15 protein-coding genes and 1 tRNA gene are annotated in these 22,672 nt (G+C 54.5%); 2 read left to right on the forward strand and 14 right to left on the reverse strand.

Annotation, left to right across the window (positions count from 1 at the left end; genetic code table 11):
• Positions 1 to 73 precede the first annotated feature (73 nt).
• The 13 genes from A6A26_RS18545 to A6A26_RS18605 form a co-directional block, all read right to left on the reverse strand.
• Positions 74 to 1,738: an ABC transporter ATP-binding protein gene (locus tag A6A26_RS18545; RefSeq protein ID WP_063880100.1), complete on the reverse strand. Its 1,665-nt coding sequence runs from the start codon at positions 1,736 to 1,738 to the stop codon at positions 74 to 76.
• A complete protein-coding gene (locus tag A6A26_RS18550) occupies positions 1,735 to 2,583 on the reverse strand; it encodes an ABC transporter permease (protein ID WP_063880101.1) in 849 nt (282 codons plus the stop codon). Before A6A26_RS18550 ends, A6A26_RS18545 begins: the two co-directional genes overlap by 4 nt.
• On the reverse strand, positions 2,583 to 3,536 hold the full coding sequence (locus A6A26_RS18555; RefSeq protein ID WP_063880102.1) for an ABC transporter permease: 954 nt from the start codon (positions 3,534 to 3,536) through the stop codon (positions 2,583 to 2,585). Before A6A26_RS18555 ends, A6A26_RS18550 begins: the two co-directional genes overlap by 1 nt.
• Positions 3,537 to 3,562: 26 nt before the next feature.
• Positions 3,563 to 5,170 carry an ABC transporter substrate-binding protein gene (locus A6A26_RS18560; RefSeq protein WP_063880103.1) on the reverse strand — a complete coding sequence of 536 codons (1,608 nt, stop codon included), beginning with the start codon at positions 5,168 to 5,170 and terminating at the stop codon, positions 3,563 to 3,565.
• A 147-nt stretch (positions 5,171 to 5,317) separates the two neighbouring features.
• On the reverse strand, positions 5,318 to 6,595 hold the full coding sequence (locus tag A6A26_RS18565; protein WP_063880104.1) for an NAD(P)/FAD-dependent oxidoreductase: 1,278 nt from the start codon (positions 6,593 to 6,595) through the stop codon (positions 5,318 to 5,320).
• Between the two features lie 10 nt (positions 6,596 to 6,605).
• Complete coding sequence (locus A6A26_RS18570) at positions 6,606 to 7,274, reverse strand: haloacid dehalogenase type II (RefSeq protein ID WP_063880105.1); 669 nt, start codon at positions 7,272 to 7,274, stop codon at positions 6,606 to 6,608.
• 32 nt (positions 7,275 to 7,306) lie between these two features.
• On the reverse strand, positions 7,307 to 8,776 hold the full coding sequence (locus A6A26_RS18575) for an aldehyde dehydrogenase family protein (RefSeq protein WP_063880106.1): 1,470 nt from the start codon (positions 8,774 to 8,776) through the stop codon (positions 7,307 to 7,309).
• A gap of 354 nt (positions 8,777 to 9,130) precedes the next feature.
• Positions 9,131 to 10,588: an NAD-dependent succinate-semialdehyde dehydrogenase gene (locus A6A26_RS18580; RefSeq protein ID WP_063880107.1), complete on the reverse strand. Its 1,458-nt coding sequence runs from the start codon at positions 10,586 to 10,588 to the stop codon at positions 9,131 to 9,133.
• Between the two features lie 151 nt (positions 10,589 to 10,739).
• On the reverse strand, positions 10,740 to 11,699 hold the full coding sequence (gene cbl, locus A6A26_RS18585; protein WP_063880108.1) for an HTH-type transcriptional regulator Cbl: 960 nt from the start codon (positions 11,697 to 11,699) through the stop codon (positions 10,740 to 10,742).
• A gap of 209 nt (positions 11,700 to 11,908) precedes the next feature.
• Complete coding sequence (nac, locus tag A6A26_RS18590) at positions 11,909 to 12,826, reverse strand: nitrogen assimilation transcriptional regulator NAC (protein WP_063880109.1); 918 nt, start codon at positions 12,824 to 12,826, stop codon at positions 11,909 to 11,911.
• A gap of 868 nt (positions 12,827 to 13,694) precedes the next feature.
• Positions 13,695 to 14,720, reverse strand: coding sequence for an ABC transporter permease (locus A6A26_RS18595; RefSeq protein WP_172823928.1), 1,026 nt, complete (start codon positions 14,718 to 14,720; stop codon positions 13,695 to 13,697).
• Positions 14,721 to 14,743: 23 nt separating this feature from the next.
• Positions 14,744 to 16,228, reverse strand: coding sequence for a sugar ABC transporter ATP-binding protein (locus tag A6A26_RS18600; protein WP_063880110.1), 1,485 nt, complete (start codon positions 16,226 to 16,228; stop codon positions 14,744 to 14,746).
• A 30-nt stretch (positions 16,229 to 16,258) separates the two neighbouring features.
• Positions 16,259 to 17,182 (reverse strand): sugar ABC transporter substrate-binding protein, encoded by a 924-nt coding sequence (locus tag A6A26_RS18605; protein ID WP_063880111.1) that lies wholly within the window; start codon positions 17,180 to 17,182, stop codon positions 16,259 to 16,261.
• Positions 17,183 to 17,685: 503 nt separating this feature from the next.
• Here A6A26_RS18605 and A6A26_RS18610 point away from each other — a divergent pair.
• Both A6A26_RS18610 and A6A26_RS18615 read left to right on the forward strand, forming a co-directional pair.
• Positions 17,686 to 17,761: transfer RNA gene (locus A6A26_RS18610), tRNA-Asn, on the forward strand.
• 919 nt (positions 17,762 to 18,680) lie between these two features.
• The gene (locus tag A6A26_RS18615; RefSeq protein ID WP_063880112.1) at positions 18,681 to 20,225 is read left to right on the forward strand and encodes a methyl-accepting chemotaxis protein; all 1,545 of its coding nucleotides are present in this window, start codon (positions 18,681 to 18,683) and stop codon (positions 20,223 to 20,225) included.
• Between the two features lie 493 nt (positions 20,226 to 20,718).
• Here the strand turns inward: A6A26_RS18615 and A6A26_RS18620 are convergent, their stop codons facing one another.
• Positions 20,719 to 22,518: a DNA/RNA non-specific endonuclease gene (locus tag A6A26_RS18620; protein WP_063880113.1), complete on the reverse strand. Its 1,800-nt coding sequence runs from the start codon at positions 22,516 to 22,518 to the stop codon at positions 20,719 to 20,721.
• Positions 22,519 to 22,672: the final 154 nt, after the last annotated feature.

Here is a 22,672-nt window from a genome sequence, read left to right on the forward strand (position 1 = left end):
GCCATGACGCTCATCGCGCCCGGCGCCTGGATACTGCCTGTCTGTCGAACGTGATCGACGACATAACAGCCTGTTACTCAGCTTTCAGAATCTCTTCATGCTCATCCAGCCAGCCCTGACGCAGCTCAGGAACCGCGCGTTTCAGGCGTTCGAAATAGAGTTCACTGGTAGGCTGGTCATAATTGCTGCGCGCCAGCTGAGTGACGATGCTGCCATTTCGCATCACGACGATCTCATCACATACCGCGCGCACGGCGTGCATATCGTGGCTGATAAACATTACCGACAGGCCCAGCTCGCGGCGCAGTTCGCTGATCAGATCCAGCACGGCGGAAGCTACCACGGTATCCAGCGCCGACGTGACTTCATCACATAAAATCACATCCGGTTCAGCCGCCAGTGCACGGGCCAGGTTAACACGCTGTTTTTGCCCACCTGACAGTGACCAGGGGCGGCGGGACAGCACGGTGCGCGGCAGCTTAACCAGATCAAGCAGTTGATAGAGTCGCTGCTGGCGAGCGATGCCGCTCAGACCATGAAACAGCGTCAGCGGACGCGTTAAAATGCGTTCCACGCTATGGGCCGGATTGAGGGCTGTATCCGCCATCTGGAAAACGTACTGAATACGTCGCAGCTCATTGTCGCTGCGTTTTTGCATCTGGCCCGCAACAGAGTGGCCGTTAAACAGGACATGTCCCTGGCAGGCAGGATTGAGACCGGCAATGGCATGCGCCAGGGTGGTTTTACCCGAGCCGGATTCCCCGATAATGCCAATGGCCTGACCTTTCCACAGCGTGAGATTAATATTTTCCAGAATGCGGACTTTGGGCAATCCATCACTGCCCTTTGGACCGTAACCGGCTGACAGGTCACGCACTTCAAGCAACGGCAGTTCATCCGCCTTTGCCTGACACCAGTTGCTGGGCCGCTCTTTTTGCTGAGCGGCATCCATCAGCAGGCGCGTATAGTCCGCCTGGGGTGCACCAATCAAATGCGCCGTTGTGCCGTATTCGGCAATTTTGCCTTGCAGCAGAACCAGAATCCGGTCGGCCATTTGCGCCACCACGGCCAGGTCATGGCTGACATAAATCGCCGTTACGCCACGTTGTTTCACCACCCGACGAAAGGCTTTTAGCACTTCAACCTGGGTCGTCACGTCTAACGCCGTGGTGGGTTCATCAAGAATGACCACCTCGGGATCGCTAATCAGGGCCATCGCCGTCATTAAACGCTGTAACTGCCCGCCTGAGACCTGATGGGGGAAGCGATCGCCAATCGTATCCGGGTTGGGTAAGGCCAGCTCACGGAACAGCGCCAGCGCTTTGACCTTCGCCGCCTTGCGCGTCATGGTGCCGTGAATCACAACCGGTTCGATAACCTGATCGATGATTTTCATTCCGGGGTTAAAAGAGGCGGCGGCACTCTGGGCAATATAGGACACTTTATTGCCGCGAAACATGCGCAACTGCGCGGGCGTGAGATCCATGATGTTGGTGCCCGCCACATGAATATTGCCCTCGGCGATCTTGCAACCGTGGCGCGCATAGCCCATCAGCGCCATCGCAATGGTGGTTTTACCCGAGCCGGATTCACCAATCAGCGCCAGCACTTCACCTTTTTGCACCGTGAAGCGGATATCGGAGACGATATCCAGTTCATCCCCATTGTCGGTATGCGCCGTCACGCGCAGGTTATCGACAGAAATCACAGGCATTGCCGTATGTTGTGTCACGTTCATGCCCCCTCCTTTGCCAGCGTCAACGGACGCATGCTTTGCAAGCTGTCAATAAACAGGTTGACCGCGATGGTCAGGCTGGCAATCGCTACCGCTGGCATCAGCACCGCCGGTGAGCCGTCAAACAACCCCTGAATATTTTCACGCACTAATGTTCCCCAGTCGGCATAAGGTGGCTGAACGCCCAGCCCCAGGAAGCTCAATCCACTCAGCAGTAAAACGATATACACAAAGCGCAGACCAAAATCCGCCAGGACCGGGTGCACCATGTTGGGCAGAATATCGTGGATGGCGATGTACCAGCGGCTTTCTCCCCGCAGGCGAGAGGCGCGGACATAGTCCATGTTGCGTAAGTTGCTGGCGAGGGCAAAGGCGATACGAAACGCACCCGGCCAGTAGGTAAACACCGCCGTGATCAGCAGCATCGGCAGCGAGGACCCGAACACCGCCACAATCATCAGCGCCAGTATTTTGCCTGGCAACACCAGCATCGCGTCATTGATACGGCCCAGCAGCTCTTCCAGCCAGCGTCCGGTTACCGCCGCTAACAACGCCAGCATGGTGCCAATCAGGCTGGCCAGCATGGCAGCGCCCAGCGCCAGCCCCAGGGAAAACTTCGCACCGTACATAATGCGGCTGAGCATATCCCGCCCGAGGTAATCGGTACCCAGCAGGTTTTCATGCGTCAATCCGCCCATTAATGGCCCGACCCCAATGTCGTCAAGATTGTGGGGTGCCCACCAGGTGCCGAAGATGGCGATGATCAACCAGAACAAGGTCACCACCAGGCCCAGGCGGCCCGATAAAGACAGTGACTGAAAAATACGCCACGGAAGCAATATTTTCATCAGCTCCTCCATTTCGGGTTAAAGGCGATAGTGACAATATCCGCCGCCAGCAGCAGCACAAGATAACAGCTGGCAAACAGCATTACGCAGAGCTGTACCACCGGCAGATCGCGATTACTGACCGCGTCGACCATCTGGCTGGCCAGACCCGGATAGCTGAAAATGGTTTCGATAATAATGACCCCACCAAACAGGTAAGAAAGACTGAGGGAAATCGCGTTAGCAATGGGGCCGACGGCATTCGGTAAGGCATGGCGTAACACCGCCCGCATGGGGGAAACCCCTTTGAGCAAGGCCATTTCAAGATAAGGGCTGTCGAGCTGGTTAATAATGGCCGCGCGGGTCATACGTGCCATTTGCGCGACCAGTCCACAGCATAACGTCATCACCGGCAACGCATAGGCTTTGATGTAGCTGGCGAAGTCCATACTGGGACTGCCCAGCGACATCGCAGAAACCCAGTGCAGCTTCACGGCAAAAATCAGCACCGCAATCGTGGCCACCAGAAATTCCGGTACGGCCACCGTCGCCATCGTGCCAATCACCAGCGCACGATCGAGTTTGGAGCCACGATTCATGGCCGCCGCGATACCAATAATCAGTGCGAGCGGCACACAAATCGCTGTGGTAGTGGCAGCAAGTTCAAAGGTGGCGGGAAGACGCTGCGCCACCAGCTGTGCAACCGGCAGATGACTCGCAAATGAGGTGCCAAAATTCCCCGTCAGCATGCCGCCAAGCCAGGTGAAATAGCGTACCAGCAGCGGCTGATCTAAACCGAGCTGCTGGCGCAAGGCCGCTACCGTTTCTGGCGTGGCGTTTTGCCCCAGGATCATTTGCGCCGCATCGCCCGGCAGCAGGCTGGTGATAAAAAATACCACCGCCGAGACGATAAGCAAGGTCAGGATGCCGGCGCCAATGCGCCGGGCAATCAGGAACATCATGTATCGGTTCATCGGCGAACTCCTTCGTCAGACGATTATCAGGCTGAAAGCCAGGCAAACTCATGGAAGCGATAGCCCATTAGCATGCCCGATGGCCAGGCCTCAAGGCCGTTAACCTTCTTGCTGTAGCCATCCATTGAACTGATAAATGCCGGGATGAGCGTACCGCAGTGGTCATAGATCAGGGTTTGCATATCACCGTACATCTGCTTGCGTTTGGCTTTATCACGCTCACCGCGTGCCGCAATCACCAACTGGTCAAACTGGGGATTTTTCCAGCCGCTCTCGTTCGTGGAGGAGCTTGACAGGTAGAACTGTGAGAACAGCATATCCAGCGTTGGGCGCGGGTTGATCGAGCCGTAGCCCACCGGATCTTTCGTCCAGTGTGTTCCCCAGTAGCCTTCATACGGCACGCGCCGCACGTTAACGTTAAGCCCTGCGTTGCGCCCGACCTGCTGGATGAGCTGCGCCCCTTCCGTCGCGCCTTCCAGCGGCGGCGTGGTAATAATCTCTATCGACTGTCCGGTCATGCCCGCTTTGTTGATGTAAAATTTGGCTTTTTCAGGATCGAGCGGACGCGGTTTAAGATCGGCGTTAAACAGCGGATGCCACGGCGGAACCGGCGTGTCATTACTGATATCGCCAAAGCCCTGCAGCACCGTTTTCACGATGATTTCTCTTGGCTGCAGGTATTTCATCGCCAGCACGAAATCCGGGTTGCTGCCGGGTTTGATATCGGTACGGATGATCAGGTTGGTATACATGCCGCCCTTGGTTTCAAGCACCGCGTGATCCGTCGTATGACCAATGCGCATACTGTCTGAGGCTTTCAGGCCCGAGGCCACCTGGATATCGCCAGACAGCAGGGCGTTGACGCGGGCAGCCTGATCGGTAACGCCAAGCAGCTCCACTTCGTCCAGATGCGGCAGGCCCGGTTTAAAGTAGTTCGGGTTTTTGGTGCCCACGGTATTCACGCCAGGCGTAAAGCTCTTGCATACGAAGGGGCCAGTGCCGATCCCTTTGCTGAAATCTTTGGTGCCATCCTGAACAATCAGGAAGGGAGACGTGGTCAGCATGTAGGGAAGATCAAAATTAGGTGCCACGAGAGCAAGCTGCACTTCATTATCGTTGACGGCAGTGATGGTCTTGAACTGTTCAGCAAGCTTGAATGCGCTGGAGGCAACGGCAGGATCTTTATGACGATTAAGCGAGAAAATCACATCCTTCGCGGTAAAAGGTTTACCGTCGTGGAAGGTAACACCTTTGCGCAGTTTAATGCTCCAGGTGATGCCGTCGTCAGAATCAACCGACTCTGCCAGGCCGGGCTTAACGGACATCGCCTTGTCAACCTCGGTCAGACAGCTGTAAAACATAAACTGGCGCGTGTAGTCGGCGCTGTTACTGCCTTTTGCCGGGTCCAGCGTATCGGTTGCAGACGCGTTAGACATCCCGACACGCAGTTTCCCGCCCTGTACGGGTTTGCTTTCCGCCAGCGCCATGCCGGGGAAGCCAATCAGTCCCGTGCTCATCACCGCACCGGCGGAGAGTAGCTTCATTAAACTGCGACGAGACAATGTGCCTTCAGTGATCATCCGCGTCAGAGCAGGATTGGTTACGTCAGATTCTTTATTATCAATTTTACTCATCTGTACACCTCATTACGTGTTCGAGCGAACATGGAAAATTCCCTGCGTTATTCAGACGGCGCATGCTGCATTGCCCATCCGCGACGGGCTGTTGGTCGCTCTCGGCGAACACAACAACCCCGCAACGGCCTGAAAAACAATGTGAATTTACGAAAGGCGATCCTTTGCTTTGTAGTAGAGCCCGGCAAGGGGCAAAAACCACGGTTTTCCGTGATAGCCCGGCAGTGCAGGCCATGTCTGACGCTGCCAGGGGTTGTCCCGGACTTTCTCACTTAACAGATCGGCCATCACGCGGCCCATCCATACCGACATCTGGGTGCCATGACCGCTGTAACCCAGTGAATAAAATATGCCGTCCTGTTCGCCAGCGTGCGGCAGGCGATCGGCCGTCATATCCACCATGCCACCCCAGCAGTAATCAATTTGGGTGTTAGTCAGCTTCGGAAACATCTTCGCCATTGCAGCATGCAATATCTCGCCGCTGCGTGAGTCCGAGGTCGGATTACTGATGGCAAAGCGCGCGCGTCCACCAAAGACCAGACGGCGGTCCGCCGTGGTGCGGAAGTAGTTACCAATATTCATGGAGGTAACATAGTTACGATCCTCAGGCAGCAAGGTACGGATTAGCCCATCATCCAGCGGCTCAGTGACAACGATAAAGCTGCCTACCGGCACGATACGACGCTGGAACCATGGAAACGGACCTTCACTGGAGCAGCCCGTTGCCATCAGTACTTTGTCTGCCTGGATTTCACCCTTGCTGGTCACCACCCGATGGCGATAGCCGTCAAGGCGTTCCAGTTGGGTGACGTGATGGTGGGGATAAATTTTTGCGCCGCTGCGTGCCGCGGCTTCGGCCAGGCCCACACCAAACTTGCCCATGTGCATCTGACCGCCGCGCTGTTGCAGCAATCCACCGTGAAAATCGCTACTGCCGATCTCACGCTGAACCTCATCTTTACTCAGTAACTGGATATCGGGGTCCACCGTGCGCCGCATCAACGTGAAGGCGTCCTGCAGTCCGGCAAAATGCGAGGCTTTACTGGCCAGCTTGAGTTTGCCGCACCACCGAAAATCGCAGTGAATCTGCTCGTCCTTCACTAACTGCTCAACATAGGTAACCGCATCATCAAACGCCCGATAGAAGCGACTGGCCTGTTCAAGTCCCTGGCTGGCAACCAGCGAGGCAAAGTTTTGCGCCACGCCGGTATTGCAGTGACCGCCGTTGCGCGACGAAGCCTGACTCATCACTTCTCCGCTATCCAGCACCACAACATTGATACCGTTTCGCGCCAGCGTCAGCGCCGCAGACACACCGGTAAAGCCAGCGCCTATCACCACCACATCCGCCTGTGACGGCAACGGCCCCTGCGCGGCAGCGCTGAACGACGGGGCGGTGGCTTGCCAGTACGATTCCAGTTTCATGTCGATGTCCTCAAAGACCGACGACGCCAGGCAGGCCGCCAATGTCTTTAACTTCGGTGTATTGATAATACGGATTAGCCGGTTCATGGCCGCGGTTGACCCAGACCTTATGCTTAATGCCAAGGTCGTGGGCGGTCATCAGGTCATAACGGAAACTGGATGACACATGCAGGATCTCGTCCGGACGGCAGTCCAGTTTTTCCAGCATGTATTCAAAACCTTTCATATGCGGTTTGTAGGCACCGGCCTCTTCCGCCGTGATCGTCATATGGATCGGTGCGCCCAGGCGAGGAATATGATGAGGAATCAGGTCATTCATCGAGTTAGTCAACAGCACCAGCGGGAATTCTTTCGCCACTTTGGCTAAGCCAGCGGGGACATCAGGATGCGGGCCCCAGGTGGCGCAGTCAGCGTAAATAAAATCGCTGTCTGCCTGTTGCCATTTCACGCCCCACTTTTTGCAGGTGCGCTGAATAGCATTGCTGACCACATCGTAATAGGGTTTCCATGCACCCATGACTTCGTCCAGACGGTAGCTGGAAAAATCAGTCACAAAGGCGTCCAGCGCTTCTGCGTCGACACGATCGGCGAAACAGCGTTTAGCCGCACCGGCCATGTCAAAAAAAATCAGCGTGCCGTAACAATCAAATGTGATGAATTTGGGTTTAAACAGTGCCATTGAATTAACCTCGTTATTGTCAGGTGTGGTGCTTAAAAATCGATCAGTACACTTTTCTGGCGCTGGCAGGACTGGAAGGCCTGGCGACCCAAATCTTTGCCAATACCCGATCCCAGAAAGCCGCCGGTAGGGATAATAAAATCGCCAGAGCGACCGTAGCGGTTGACCCAGACGGTACCGGCTTCAATCGCGCGTATCGCCCGCATCGCCCGGGGCAGACTCAGCGTATGCACGCCCGCGCACAGGCCATACGTGTCATGTGCCGCCAGTGCCAGCCCCTGCTCTTCCTCATCGAAGGTCTGAATCGTCAGCACCGGACCAAAAATTTCCTGCTGAACCGCCGGGTTATCAGGCTTAACCTGGCTTAACAGCGTGGGCTGCCAGAACCAGCCCTCATCGGTATCCGCAAAGCGTTCGCCGCCCACCAGCACTTCTGCGCCCAGGGCTTTGGCTTCTTCAATCACCGAACGCACTTTATTGCCCTGGCGTGCATCAATCAGCGGCGCATAACGACTGGTTTCCTGCCAGGTGACGCCGGGTTTAACCTCACGGCACAATGTCGTCAGCCGCGCCGTGAGCGCATCGGCAATGCCGCGCTGCACGATTAAGCGTGTACCCGCTACGCAGGCCTGACCGCCATTAGCGGTAAAGCCGCGCAGAATACGCTGCGCCAGCACCTCAATATCACCCGCATCATCAAAGACCAGTTGTGGACTTTTTCCACCCAGCTCCAGCGTCACCGGTTTCATGCCGAACTGCGCCGCATCGCTCATAATGCGCGCGCCGGTCAGGGTTGAGCCGGTAAAGGAGACCTTACGGACCAGAGGATGCCTGACGAGCGCACTGCCCGTTACGGCCCCACTGCCCTGTACAATATTGAGGATACCGGCCGGCAAACCGGCCTGTACCGCCAGTTCTGCCATGCGTACGGTAGAAAGCGGCGTCAGTTCTGATGGCTTGAGTACCACGGCATTCCCCGCAGCCAGCGCCGGTCCGCACTTCCACGAGGCCATCGACAACGGAAAATTCCAGGGCGTAATGGCACCGATCACCCCATAGGGTTCAGCAATCAACATCCCCAGGCTGTTTTCACGGGTGGGGAACAGGTCACCGCTGTATTTGTCCGCGCATTCGGCATAGAAACGGATGGCTTCGGCAGTGAAAGGAATTTCGTGCTGTATTACGTCAGCAATCGGACGCGTCGAGCCCAGCGCTTCAAGCTGGGCCAGCAGCCGATCCTGCTCAATTAAATCGGCCCAGCGACGCATTATCCGACCGCGTTCACGGGGTGCGCAGCCTGACCAGCCGCTGGTTTTTAATGCCTGATGGGCCGTCATGACGGCATGGTCAACGTCCTCGGCCTGCGCTTCATGCAGAGTGGCAAAGACGTGACCATCTGAGGGGCGTTTGACGGCAAAAGATTCGCCTTGTGTTTGCACATGTTTCCCGCCGATATAATGGCCCAACGGGAGTTGCACGCTTTCCGGGTCGAAACTCAACATGGAAGAATCCTTATTTATTACAGCCGTCACACGCTGGTTTGGTTAAATTTCGGCAATGCTTTTCTGAAATATTAATTAGGTAATGCAGAAAGTATGCCAGCCGTTAAGAAAATTAAAATGCGTTTAAAACCACGCAAAAAAATTTTTCTGCCGTATTAATGACGGATTTATTGCGGAATTGCCGAAGCCTTAAACAGATGATTTACCTCACAAAAAAGCCGCATTGCTTTGGTGCATTGCGCATGAAACTTGCACTAAAAAGGAGAATGGAAGGAAAACTTAGATCTGGCGCACAAAAAAAAGCGCCAGCAGAGTGCTTATGCTGGCGCGTACATTTATGACTACCGTTTTAAATTACAGGCTGCCGAGATGGAAAGTTTTTTGCTCCAGATATTCATCAATTCCGTAACGTGAACCTTCACGACCAATACCGGATAATTTTACCCCACCAAAAGGAGCGACTTCTAAAGAGATTACGCCGGTATTAAAACCGACCATGCCAAATTCCAGCGCTTCCGCTACCCGCCAGGCACGACGAATATTCTCGGTAAAGAAGTAAGCGCCCAGTCCATAAGGTGTGTCATTCGCCATCGCCAGTGCCTGCTCTTCATCGTCGAAGATAAACAGCGGCGCCACGGGGCCAAAGGTTTCTTCCTGGGCAATGCGCATCTCACGCGTGACCTGACCGAGCACGGTAGGCTGAACCCAGGTGCCCGTTCCATTGCTGATGCCGCCTGTTAACAGCGTCGCCCCTTTTTGTAAGGCATCATCGATGTGCGCATTCACCTTTTCGACCGCCCCGGTATTGATTAGCGGCCCGATGGTGCTTCCGGCTGCAAATCCGTCACCCACCTTCAGGGTAGCAACGGCCTCCAGCAGACGGGCGGAAAAGCGGTCATAGATGTTGCGCTGAACCAGAATCCGGTTGGCGCAGACGCAGGTTTGCCCGGCGTTACGGAACTTGCTGGTCATTACGCCCGCCACCGCAATCTCAATATCGGCGTCATCGAAAACGATTAACGGCGCATTTCCCCCCAGCTCCAGACTCAGGCGTTTTATGCTGTCAGCGCACTGCTTCATGAGTAACTGACCCACGCGAGTTGAACCGGTAAAAGAGATCTTACGGACAAGGCGGCTTTCGGTCAGCGCGGCACCAATTTCCGTCGGCATACCGGTGACCACCTGCAAGACACCGGACGGAAAACCGGCGCGCTCGGCCAGTACCGCCAGCGCCAGCGCGGAGAGCGGCGTCAGGTCGGAGGGTTTAACGATAATGGGGCAACCCGCCGCCAGCGCCGGAGCCACCTTGCGGGTAATCATGGCGATAGGGAAGTTCCAGGGTGTGATCGCTGCCGCTACACCGACCGGCTGTTTCAACACGATAATTCTGCGGTCTGAGGTGGGAGCAGGAATGGTATCGCCATAAATGCGACGTGCCTCTTCGGCAAACCATTTGACGAAACTGGCACCGTACAGCACTTCGCCTTTCGCTTCCGCCAGCGGCTTGCCCTGCTCGGCCGTCATGATGATGGCAAGATCGTCCGCGTTATCGATAATAAGCTGGTACCACTTCTCCAGCAGCCCGGCACGCGTGGCATTAGGCGTTTTTGCCCATTCATGACGCACCGACTCCGCGTGGTTAATTGCCGCCTCGGTTTCCTCACGGCCCAGCGCCGGAATGGTGGCCAGCGTGTCGCCGGTGGCCGGGTCGATAACCGGCAAGGTTTCGCCCTGATAGCCATTCTGCCATTGGCCCGCGAACAGCGCCTGTTGGCGCAGCAGCGTGTGATCGTTTAGTTGTATACGTGACATCCCATCCCCCTTTGTTCAGATCTTTCCACTTTATCGGGTGGGGGGAAGCGCAGGATGTTGTTATTGCCAGCCAGAAAGTGTTCGCTGAGAGGATTTACGGCAGAAAAAAAATTTTATGCCGTCACGATATGCAGCCTGATGTGCCTGAGCGTTAAATCTGAAAATCGATCACCGGTTCATCATCACCCGCTGATGAAAGCGCCTGCTTTTTGATCTCTTCAAGCGACAGGTTGGCGTTGCACAGCTCAAGAAATTGCCAGACGTAGTTGCGCTGTAGCTGTCCCCGTTTCAGGCCCAGCCATACCGTGTTGGCGTCAAACAGGTGCGTGGCATCCAGCCTGACCAGCTCTCCGCCCGGCTCGGTTTCACAGGCCTGATCGGCCAGGATACCGACTCCGAGACCAAGTTTGACATAGGTTTTTACCACATCGGAATCCTGGGCGCTGAGCACGATGTCCGGTTTTAAACCTGCACCCTGAAAGGCTCTGTCCACGCGCGAGCGTCCGGTAATGCCCTGACGATAGGTAATAAGAGGATGGTGGCTCAGCGCATTCAGTGATACCGGTTGCTGCTGAACGAGGTCATGATCGCGCGGCACCAGCAAAGCATGATGCCAGCTGAACCACGGAAATGCCGCCAGACTGCCGTTGTTCACCAGCATTTCACTGGCAATGCCGACATCCACCTCTCCTGCCAGCAGCATATTTACGATTTCCTGCGGCGATCCCTGGTTGAGTTCGAGCCGGACATTGGGATAAAGCTGGCGGAACGCCTTGATTACCGGTGGCAGACTGTATCGGGCCTGAGTATGGGTGGTTGCGATGGAGAGAATACCGCTGGATTCATTGGTGAAGACGTCTGCCAGACGACGGACTTTACCGGCTTCGTCCAGAATTCGCTCAGCGATGGTTAACAACGCCTTACCCGGCTCTGTCATACCGAGCAGTCGCTTGCCGCGCCGGATAAAAATTTCGACGCCAAGCTCATCTTCCAGATCGCGGATATGGCGACTGACGCCCGATTGTGACGTAAACAGGGTGCTTGCCACCTCTGTCAGGTTGAACTCCCGCCGCGCGGCTTCGCGAATAATTTTAAGTTGCTGGAAATTCACACCCTTTACCTCTCTTTACACAATCTGATAACCAGAGGGTAAAAAGGATTATCGATAACAGGAAATACTAAAAAAGTTTTATTTATGCATTTAAAGCATATGACACGCAGCAGGAAGGAATGAATCACATCAGGGAGGACAGCCAGAGAAAGGGCAGTGGCGCGATGTCTCCGCGCCCTGCTTTACAGACAGATCAACAAGGATGAGCGTTAGCTGACCAGCGTGAGTTCGCGTTTTTCCGTCAGCGGCTTGTTAAGCAGCGACAGCAGGATATTTTTAACGGCCTGCGCAGGCGGCGATAAAGGCAAACGGTGCGACAGGTTCAGCGACAACGGCAGGCTGATGGTCGGACTGGTAATGCGCGCCATCCACGCCTGGGTTGATCCTACCAGCGCCCGGGCAGCCGACTCCGGCAACACGGTCACACCCATTCCGCTTGATATGGCGGCGGTGAGGGTTGAAAGCGACTCTATTTCGCCAATAATGCGCGCACTCAGGCGACGCAGTGAAAACGCCTCATCGACCCGCTGGCGCACAGCGCTGTAGTCGCGTGGCAGAAACAAGCTCATCTGCGCCACGTCGGCCAGATCCACGTTGGTCCCAGGACAGGCCGTGGTGCCCACCAGATACAGATCTTCTTTCAGCAACGGCACGCTGTTAATGCCTGCCGTCGGCGCACGGTCATACAGCACGGCCATATCCAACTGACCGTTGATGATGTTTTCGTTTAGCGCACTGCTGCTGTTTTCATGCAGATAAACCATGATATCGGGATACTGTTCCCGTACGGTTTGCAGCAGCGGCATAGTTAAGGCTGAGGCCGCCGTTCCCGGTGCCAGGCCAATCGACACCTGCCCGTTGACCACCTCACCCGCATTCATCACTGCTGACTGTGCCAGTTCGCACTGCCGCAGAATAACGCGCGCATGGCTGTAGAGTAATTTCCCGGCTTCCGTCGGCGTAACGCCGCGCTTGGTGCGGTTGAGAAGCTGCTGTTCCAACTCACCTTCAAGCGTAGCAACCTGCTGGCTCAATGCAGGCTGAGCAATATGCAGCACTTCGGCTGCCCGCGTCAGGCTACCGATATCGACGATTTTCACAAAATATTTCAGCCGTCTTAAATTCATCTTGCCTCCGTTGCTACGTCAAGGTGTCTGGCTGGTCTCTGTCAACCAGCTTGCATAAGAGGGAATTGCAATATGCAGACCAGGTTTATTCAGATCGCGAAACATGTCGGGAAATAATTGCTAAGCATCAGAATAAACAGCGTTTATCTGTACCACCAAAGAGGTAAGTCTGAGAGCGCCGCCGCATTCAGGCGGCGACGCGAGGTGAGCTGCACCGCAACAGTGCGCAATATGTCAAACCAGCGTGCAGCGTCGGCCCTGTGCCAGCAAAGGTTATCGACGTGCCAGCGCCCGGCCCGGTTATGCAGGAGAAAAAGCAGAAAGAGAGAGGCGTTGCTGCGTTGCTGCGTTGCTGCGTTGCTGCGTGAAAGTCTAAGACTGTTGGCTGAGAAGAAACACGTTATTGCCTGAGTGGTTGATCGATTCGAAACGTCTTCCCACCTATAACGCTAAATATACTCACGTTTTTTTAAAAGGTCAGAAAGGCGAATACGCAAACGCATTTGTGTTGTAGCAAGGCAGATATCCTCTGGCACCAGAGAAAACCCCCACGGGACTTCGGTAAAAAGCTTTTTAGTTTTGCTGTCTCTTGTTCACCTCAGCCAGCAAAGCGCGAATACGCAAACGCATTTGTGTTGTAGCAAGGCGGCGATCCTCTGGCACCAGAGAAGACCCCCACGGGATTCCGTTTAAAAGCTTTTTAGTTTTGCTGTCTCTTGTTCACCTCAGCCAGCAAAGCGCGAATACGCAAACGCATTTGTGTTGTAGCAAGGCGGCGCCAGGCGCTTAGGCCCAGGAGCATAGTTAACTATGTGACTGGGATAAGCGCCTGGTGCCAACGCCGCTACGGCGCAAAGGCGGCAGCGTATTAGCGTTTGGCGCGATTGCGTCGCATATCGATGGTAACTGCGGCGACGATGATGATGCCTTTGATGATGTCCTGGATATACGCATCCACCCCAACAAAGGTGAATCCGCTTTTAATCAGACCAAGAATCACCGCACCAATCAGCGTGCCGGTAATACGACCCACGCCGCCCATCAGGCTGCTGCCGCCGATGACCGCTGCGGCAATCGCATCCAGTTCGTAGCCCACGCCCATGCTTGACTGGCCGCTGCTGACGCGTGCCGCCAGCACCACACCCGCCAGGCCTGACAGCGCCCCTGCGATGGTGTAAACGATGATCAGGTATTTATTGACGTTAATGCCGGACACTTTGGCCGAAGTCATATTGCCGCCGATGGCATAAACATATTTGCCGTAACGGGTATGTTTCAGCGCAACGTGAAACACCAGCGCCACAACCAGGAAAATCACCACCGGCATGGCTCCCTGACCAATAGAGGTGAATCCATCGGACAGAAAACTGATGGGGTTGCCCTGGGTGTAATACTGCGCCAGACCGCGCGCGGAGACCATCATACCCAAGGTGGCAATAAACGGCGGGATACCGGTACGGGTAATTAAGACGCCATTGATCAAACCGCACAGTAAACCAACGCCAATGCCGGCAGCAATCGGCACGGCCGCAGGCATATTCACCAGGGATGGAAACATCGGCGTCAGCGTTTCTGAGGTTTGCGCCAGGCTGGCAGCCACCACCGCAGTCAACGCAATCACCGAACCGGAAGAGAGATCGATACCGGTCGTAATGATCACCTGGGTTACGCCGACGGCGATGATGCCGATGATAGCGACCTGTAATACGATTAAAATCAGGCGGTTCGTGTTCATCAGGAACGACTGATCGCGAACATACCAGCCAAAAATTTCAAAAATTAAGGCAATCCCCACCATCACCACAAAGATGCCGGTATCCTTTGGAACCTTGTGACGCAGGTTTGCCAGGAAAGAGGGTTGTTGCTGAGAAGCCTGAGCGGCCGTGGCTTTCATATTACTCATCGTGGTTTCGCGCCTCATTCGGATGCTAACGACAAAATAGTTTCCTGATCGGCCTCTTCTTTATCGAGGATGCCGGTAATGCGCCCACCATGCATCACCATGATGCGATCACTCATGCCCAGAATCTCCGGCAGCTCTGAGGACACCATAATGATGGCGACTCCACGGTTGGCAAGCTCACTAATCAAACGATAAATTTCGGCTTTTGCCCCCACATCGATTCCTCGCGTCGGCTCATCCAGGATCAGGATTTTCGGTTGGGCCAGCAGCCAACGGGCGATCAAGACTTTCTGCTGATTGCCGCCGCTCAGGTTATTGATGATTTGATCCATGGTAGGGGTTTTAATATTCAGACGGCGGATTTGATCCATGCAGTCCTGAGCCATTTTGACATGGCTGACAAAGCCGCTTTTGCCGCTGTATTCCGGCATGTTGACAATGCTCATGTTCTCCAGCACCGACAACACCAAAAACAATCCTGACTTTTTACGATCCTCGGTCAAAAACGCCATGCCCTTTTCGATGGCGACCGAGGGCGAGTCAATATTCGCCGGGATGCCGTCAATCAGAATTTCGCCGCTGTCAAAATGCGCCATGCCAAACAGGCTTTCCATCACTTCGCTGCGCCCGGCACCGACCAGGCCTGCCACACCGAGAATTTCTCCCCGACGCACACCGAAACTGATGTCGGTAAAGCGGTCTTTGCAGCTCAGATGACGAACGGTCAGCACCTCTTCCCCGATGGCATTATTGAATTTCGGGAAAAGCTGTGTCAGCTCACGCCCGACCATTTTGGTAATCAGAGACTGGCGCGTGAACGCACTGGTACTGTCACTGCCTACCCAACTGCCGTCACGAAACACACTAATCTCATCCGTGATGGCAAAGATCTCATCCATTTTGTGACTGATATAAACGATGGCTTTACCCTGCTCGCGCAGATCGCGAATGATGGTAAATAAATGTGCGACTTCGGTTTCCGTCAACGCAGAGGTGGGCTCATCCATAATGACAATGTCGGCATTCCAGGACACCGCTTTGGCAATTTCCACCATCTGCTGTGAGGCAATACTCAGTTCGCCTACCATGCGGTCGGCTTTCAGTTTGATATTCAGCCGGTTAAGCAGCGCCTGGGTTTCTTTATTCAACTGGGCATGGTCGACAAAGCCAAATTTAACCGGCTCCCGTCCAAGCCAGATATTTTCAGCCACGGTCATGTGCGGCACCAGATTCAGTTCCTGATGGATCATTGAAACACCGGACCGTAACGCATCCATGGTGTCCCTGAATTGCACTGGCTCCCCTTTAATCTTGATGGTGCCCTGATCGGGACGGTAAATCCCGATCAGGCACTTCATTAAAGTGGATTTGCCCGCGCCATTTTCACCCATCAAAGCATGTACCGTTCCGGAACGTACGCGCAGCGACACATTATCCAGTGCCTTCACACCCGGAAAGAACTTGCTGATGCCTTCGGCTTCAAGCGCAAAAGCGGTCATACATCACCTCCGTACTACGGGTTCAGACGTTTATTTTTGGTTCATAGTGGTGTATTTGGTGTAGTTGTCTTTGGTGATCAGCTGGAACGGGATATCGACAATCTTCTGCACTTTTTCACCGTTTGCCAGCTTGATGGCGGTCTGAACAGCGCCTTCACCCTGCCCTTTTGCATCCTGGAATACGCTGGCCACCATCTTGCCGTTCTTGATCATCTGCAACGCATCCGGTGTGCCATCCACGCCTGCTACCAGAATGTGTTTATCGTTCTTGCCTAATGCCTGAATGGCACCAATCGCCATTTCATCGTTGTTTGACGCGATGGCATTGATATCATCGCCAGCGGTCATCCAGTTGCTCACGACATCTACCGCATCGTTACGGCTGAATTTCGCCGTCTGCTTTTGCACCACTTTAATATTCGGGTATTTCGCCACTACGGCTTCCACACCTTTGGTGCGTTCGCGGGTTGATTCGTTAGCCAGATCACCTAATAAGATGGCAACATTGCCCTTACCGTTCATGGCCTTCGCCAGGGCTTCCATCTGCAAACGGCCCGCCAGTTCAGAGTCGGAGCCTACAAAAGCCATTTTGTCGCCTAACTGGGCCTGCGGTTTACGGTTTACGAATACCAATGCCACACCGGCCTTGGACGCCTGATCGATAATCGGTTTTACGGCGTCAGTGTCGACTGGGTTAACAATAATGGCGTCGACGCCCTGTCCAATAAAGTTCTGTACCTGCTGGAGCTGCTGGGCCACATCGCCTTTGGCATCTTCGATCTGGCCTTTTACGCCATCTTTTTTCATCTCATTTTGTACGGCGTTACGCACAATCGTCAGAAAGTTGTCATCAAATACCGCCATAGAAACACCCACGGAAATATCTTTCGCCATCGCAGCGGCGGGCAACATGCAGGCTAACAGTGAGGCAACAATCGTTTTTTTGATGTTCATAGGGACCCTTCTTATTTGTTAACTTGCTAGCGAATAACGCTTTGAATGAAAAATATTTTTTACATTCGAGCCGCTTCGCTGGCGTTTTTATGGAAAATTTGAGGTAAGGCAACTCCGTTAATGCTTTTTTTCAATCCACCATTACTTTTCTTATCTACATGATTTTACTAAATAAGGATGAGAAACCCTCTTTACGCTGGCACGTCCATCCCACTTTCCCGCGCCGAACAGTTTATTTATTCCATATATTTTGTTTTTGAAATTTTTATCATAAAAGCACTGAAACAAGTGTTTTGATATCGTCAAATAACAAAACTTTGACATGCGTCTAACATCTACTGAGAAATGGGTTTAAAGTGAGATCCTGTTAGCAGTTTGAAAAGCAAGCGAATGTGTCTGATATTCGCCAAAGCGCTGCTTTTACGAGCACTTGAACGCAAACGATGAAAGAGTGCTTTGACATCCCGAACTGACGCCGCTACTATTCGCCCCGTTCCAACAATTCCTCTGTAGTTCAGTCGGTAGAACGGCGGACTGTTAATCCGTATGTCACTGGTTCGAGTCCAGTCAGAGGAGCCAGATTTTGAGAAGCCCGCTCAGGGAAACCTGAGCGGGCTTTTTGCTTGGTGAGATTTAGCCGCATGATGATGGGTGGCAGTGGAATCGCGCTCAGGCCAGATGTGTTGCGCTTAATCACCTTGATTCTGCGGCGATGCGCCCCTTCCCCATCCGCCACACCACGTGAGCGCAGTCGCTGAACCAGCTAAGGCGAATCACACTTTGCGCGACAGCGCTGTCTCTTGTTTCTTTATTCCCGACTCACGCGCTGATAGCTGCCGGATGCCAGTCCTGATTTTTCATGTTGTTCACTCCGCGTTATGCAAACGCATCGCATCATCCCCTTTTGAGATAAATCAGCCAGTGCGAGATATTCCATTTTGGGATAAAGATCGAAATAAAGCGGTGTCGACTATCAATACAGAAGAATATCAACGCGTTGTTAAAGCATTACCTGATGTAAGAGTGGCAAAAGGCATAACCCAGCAACGGCGTGCTTCGGGTATTTCTTTCCCCCTCACGCATCCAAAACGATTCAGCTGCCAGAGGTAGCTGACTGTCCAGAAGGTCGGGCAGTTGAGCGACAGCCGGGCATTTTTGACGATGTTCTTCAGGCTAAAGGACGTTAACAGCAGCGGATGCTGACTGCGGCTGGCTGAAAACGTTTTTAATCATTAACGATGCCTTTGGAAGAGAAATAAGACAGAGGCGTTGTCGGCACAACAGGACGTAATATGCGCAGCACAACACTTTAATTTAATTGATTTATTAAGGTGAGCTTACGCGTTTACCGGTATCTGTCATGGGGTCAGCTCGTAGTGAGATATCCCCAGACGTTAAAAAAAAGCGTTGTTTTGCGCTTTGTGAAAACGGCCCCTTAGGTTCATCAGCACTCTGCCGAAAACAACATGGGTACGACAAACCATAACCGGAGAGAAAGATGAAGATATCGACACGATTGTCGGCAGGATTTGCCTTTTTAATCCTGCTTTTTGTTATTAGCTCTGCGGTTGCCATGAGCAACCTGCTTGAAGCACGTCAGAATATTAATGAGATCGTCAATACCAACCTCAAAAAAGTCACACTGGCTAATGATGCAGGTACGGCCCTGAGAAACATGCTGGTTGAGGTGAGGAACATGGCTCTCTTTTCTGATAAATCAGCGATTGAGAATGAGTGGGGGCGCTTTGAAACCCAAAAAGCGGCTTATACTCAGAAACGTACTGAGCTTGCCGCCATGATCGAGAGAGACAGTAACCAGAAGGAACTTGGCCTGCTCAGGAAAGTGCAGGAAAATGAACAGGCTGCGCTCACCACACTCGCCGCCGCTGCCAACATGGGCAGGCAGAGGCAACTGGATGGCCTTGCTGCTTATCTGACAAATGTTGTTCGTCCTCCTCAGCAAATTCTCATATCCAGTCTGAATGAACTAACAGATATGCAGCGGGCGTTTGCTGAAAACACGGCGGTAAAAAGTAATGACTCCGCCAGTCGCGTTATTAAAACCTTTATTGCGCTCATTCTTGCAACCGTCATTTCCGGAGCAGCAATTTGTGTGTTTATTAGCAGGAAACTGATGCGGCAGCTGGGTGGTGAACCTGGTCAGGCACAGGCGCTGGCAGCTACTATTGCGGCCGGAGACCTGAGTTCCACCGTGGTGCTGCGTAGCAAGGATACCACCAGCCTGCTGGCCTCACTGGACAGCATGCAAGCCAGACTGCGCGGTCTGGTCTCGCAGATAAAAGACGCCTCTGCCTCCGTGGCGCTGGCCGCCGATGAAATCGCCCAAGGCAATACCGAACTGTCATCCCGCACCGAGCAGCAGGCCGCCGCCCTGCAGGAAACCGCTGCCAGCATGGAGCAACTGACCGCCACGGTGAAGAGCAATACCGCAGGTGCTCAGCAGACCGCTGAATCGGCACGCGGCACGGCCCAACTGGCCCGCTCCGGCGAGTCCGACGTGCAGCGGATGTCCGCGACGATGCAGGACATTTCGGTCAGCGCCGCCCGCGTGCGGGATATTACCTCGGTGATTGAGAGCATCGCGTTTCAGACCAATATCCTGGCCCTGAACGCCGCGGTGGAAGCGGCCCGCGCCGGTGAAGAAGGTCGCGGCTTTGCCGTGGTGGCCGGTGAAGTCCGGACGCTGGCACAGCGCAGCGCCACGGCGGCGCGCGACATCAAGGCGCTGATTGAGCAGGCCGTTGACCAGGTGGAAAGCGGCGTGGCCGTGGCCGCCTCGACCGGGCAGAGCATCATGAAGATTGTGGGCATGGTCGGTGAGCTGGCGGAAGCCATGGACAACATCTCGCTGGCGTCATCCGAGCAGATGCAGGGCATTTCGCAGGTCAGCGTGGCGGTGAGCCAGATGGACGGCGTGACGCAGAACAACGCATCCCTGGTTGAGGAGTCATCGTCAGCCTCCCGCTCGCTGTCTGAGCAGGCGCAGGATCTGCGGGGCATGGTGGAGGCATTTCGTGTCTGAGAACTCATCGCCGGGTGCATGGACGAATGAGTGTTCTTCTTTGCCTTCACATGCAGCCACAACCCGCAGTACTGTGAATCATGGGTTCCTGCGCGGCGTTATCGCATTCATTGCGAACGTCTGAAAAGAATCCCCCTAAAGTCGCCAACGTTTTACCCTGTCGAACCTGCTTATGCGTGAGTTCTGCACAGCGAATCTCTGAGAGGTTCGCTGCTTACTGCAACAGGCTGGGCGCTTTCTCTTCAATCAGAAATCGCACGTTGCCTGTCAGCGAGGGATCATGTCTGCACGTTATCGGCACTGGCAGGCGCATAGTTCCCCAAACGTAGTCAGGCTAATGATCTAAACAGACAAGGGTTTGTAGCTAAACCGCTCGTTCTTTCAGCGTATACAGACAATGACAACCTCAGCCAGCGGCCAGCATGAATAAAACCCGCCCGGGTTTCCCGGCGCGGGCTTTACGCGACGACAGTCAGCCACTTTTCCTTCGCGATTACAACACCTCTGCCCACGTCATAATCAGTTTGGCCTGCACAGGCTCGGCCAGCAGACTGGCATCGGGCTGCCAGCTGTCCCAGTCGCGGAAAGCACTGAAATCAAGCCCGGCCAGCGTTTCCAGCGAGCGGACAGAGACACGGTATTCGTCCACCTGCGGCACCGCTTCCGGCTGCAAGGACGGCAACACGCGGCGCGGCTCATCCAGCAACTTATCCTGACTGACCAGCAAGGCGGTCGCCTGCGGTTTGCCCTGTGGCCCGATGCGCAGAACCACTTTCCAGAACATCAGCGGCACCTGTAACTCTCCATATTGCCGATGTTGATCGTTAAGTATCGGTCCGGTCAGCACGCTAATCTGCTGTTTGGTCTTGAGCACGCCATATTCCAGGATATAGCGCTCAACGCCTTGCCAGTACTGCACGCTCTGATTAAAACGAAAATGCTGCGGTGAGCAGTTGGTAAAATGAAACGTATCTTTGTTGGCGCGCACCGCTTCAGCCGCTGTGCCCCAGGTGGGATCGCTGCGGCGAGTAAGATGCCCGCGATCGAACCAGCGGCTGAACGCGCTATAGAACGACTGCCCGGTAACGTAGCGGCTGTCGATACGGCTGTCTTCAGACCAGCGATCGCCTTCGGGGAGCAGAGAAGGCTGCCCGCTGCCACGGTCAATGTTGATATAGCGCGCGCCATCAATATTGGTCGCAGTGAAAAAAGCCAGCTTACGTTCAGCGTTCATCAGCAGGGAAAAGTGTTCATAATCCAGCCTGGCCTCAGCGCCCTTGCGCCCGTCACGCAGGGGCGCGACTTCACCGGAACGCGGGGCGATAATCGCGGCCATATCGATGTGGGTATCAGCCAGAAAGTCCGCCTGAAAACCGTCGCGGTTACGATAATTTTCGTCTGGCGCGGCGGCACCTGGAAGTGCGTAGTCCGGTGCGGGTTCAGCCTTGAGTGCCTGCATCAGGATTGCCTGCCTGTCAGCAGGCAGCGTCGGCAGTTCGCCTTTCAGCCAGTCAGTGAGCGCGCTGATGCGAATGCCTTCATTGACCCATTTGCCGTTGTCCTCTATCCCGCCATGATGAAGGGCCACCAGTTGCCAGCCATCGTTGAATACCGGCGCACCCGACGAGCCGCCTTCACTGTCGGCTTCGTAGTGCAGAAACTGTTCGTGACGGGCTAACAGCGCATTATTGCGCAGCGTAATTTGCTGTGGCGCGCCAGACGGATGATGGATCAGATTAAGGCTGATGCCCAGTGCATGTTTATCGTTGCGATCGTTAAGCGCCAGCGGCAACGGATTCTCAGCGCTGTCGTTAAGCGCTTCGCCAAGCGCGACTAGCGTGCAGTCAAACGCGTCCGTCGGGCTGGTAAGCCAAAAGCGTTCTGCATCTACGCTATAAAGACGCCCCTGAATAAGCTCGTCCGCCTCGCCCTGACGGTAGCCGAACTGAAGTGTGATACGGCCTGATGCTGCGGGGTCAGACAGCAGATGATGGTTAGTCACAAAGAGGTTGCCGTGGGTGAGAAATCCGCTGCCTTTCGGCACGCCATCTTCTCTGACCAGCGCCACGGCTTTGGCCGCGCGCAATCCTTGCTGCAAAAAAGATACCGGTAGCAGATCGTTCGTGCCGATGATGACACCCTGGCGGGCGCGTTGCTGAAACGCATAGCGCTGCGCGCGTCGTTGATCCGGCTCCGCCTGCTGGCCCTGACTGAGCGCTGTGCGTGTCTGCTGTCGTTGCCCGGCCGTTACCGCCAGCCTTGCGGCTATCTGCGCTTTCAGTTGCTCGTTCATTCGCCTCTCCGTGATAATGTTATGCACCCTTTTAACCATAGCTGCTGCTTATCACGGCACAAGCGGCGCGAATATCACCGCGCGCACCAACGCCCTGCCCTCATCCTTAAGGCCAGGTTAGGTATCTGAAAGGCGATTGAACGAATGCTTAAAT

It is taken from the genome of Pantoea sp. OXWO6B1 (assembly GCF_001641135.1).
GTDB classification, from domain to species: domain Bacteria; phylum Pseudomonadota; class Gammaproteobacteria; order Enterobacterales; family Enterobacteriaceae; genus Pantoea; species Pantoea allii.

What these genes read in the sequence shown, in the direction of transcription:
- A6A26_RS18605 (WP_063880111.1), bottom strand. Translation starts at nt 17,182, where the DNA reads ATGAACATCAAAAAAACGATTGTTGCCTCACTGTTAGCCTGCATGTTG.
- A6A26_RS18580 (WP_063880107.1), bottom strand. Translation starts at nt 10,588, where the DNA reads ATGTCACGTATACAACTAAACGATCACACGCTGCTGCGCCAACAGGCG.
- A6A26_RS18565 (WP_063880104.1), bottom strand. Translation starts at nt 6,595, where the DNA reads ATGAAACTGGAATCGTACTGGCAAGCCACCGCCCCGTCGTTCAGCGCT.
- A6A26_RS18560 (WP_063880103.1), bottom strand. Translation starts at nt 5,170, where the DNA reads ATGAGTAAAATTGATAATAAAGAATCTGACGTAACCAATCCTGCTCTG.
- A6A26_RS18570 (WP_063880105.1), bottom strand. Translation starts at nt 7,274, where the DNA reads ATGGCACTGTTTAAACCCAAATTCATCACATTTGATTGTTACGGCACG.
- A6A26_RS18615 (WP_063880112.1), top strand. Translation starts at nt 18,681, where the DNA reads ATGAAGATATCGACACGATTGTCGGCAGGATTTGCCTTTTTAATCCTG.
- A6A26_RS18595 (WP_172823928.1), bottom strand. Translation starts at nt 14,720, where the DNA reads ATGAAAGCCACGGCCGCTCAGGCTTCTCAGCAACAACCCTCTTTCCTG.
- A6A26_RS18555 (WP_063880102.1), bottom strand. Translation starts at nt 3,536, where the DNA reads ATGAACCGATACATGATGTTCCTGATTGCCCGGCGCATTGGCGCCGGC.
- A6A26_RS18575 (WP_063880106.1), bottom strand. Translation starts at nt 8,776, where the DNA reads ATGTTGAGTTTCGACCCGGAAAGCGTGCAACTCCCGTTGGGCCATTAT.
- A6A26_RS18600 (WP_063880110.1), bottom strand. Translation starts at nt 16,228, where the DNA reads ATGACCGCTTTTGCGCTTGAAGCCGAAGGCATCAGCAAGTTCTTTCCG.
- nac (WP_063880109.1), bottom strand. Translation starts at nt 12,826, where the DNA reads ATGAATTTAAGACGGCTGAAATATTTTGTGAAAATCGTCGATATCGGT.
- A6A26_RS18545 (WP_063880100.1), bottom strand. Translation starts at nt 1,738, where the DNA reads ATGAACGTGACACAACATACGGCAATGCCTGTGATTTCTGTCGATAAC.
- A6A26_RS18620 (WP_063880113.1), bottom strand. Translation starts at nt 22,518, where the DNA reads ATGAACGAGCAACTGAAAGCGCAGATAGCCGCAAGGCTGGCGGTAACG.
- A6A26_RS18550 (WP_063880101.1), bottom strand. Translation starts at nt 2,583, where the DNA reads ATGAAAATATTGCTTCCGTGGCGTATTTTTCAGTCACTGTCTTTATCG.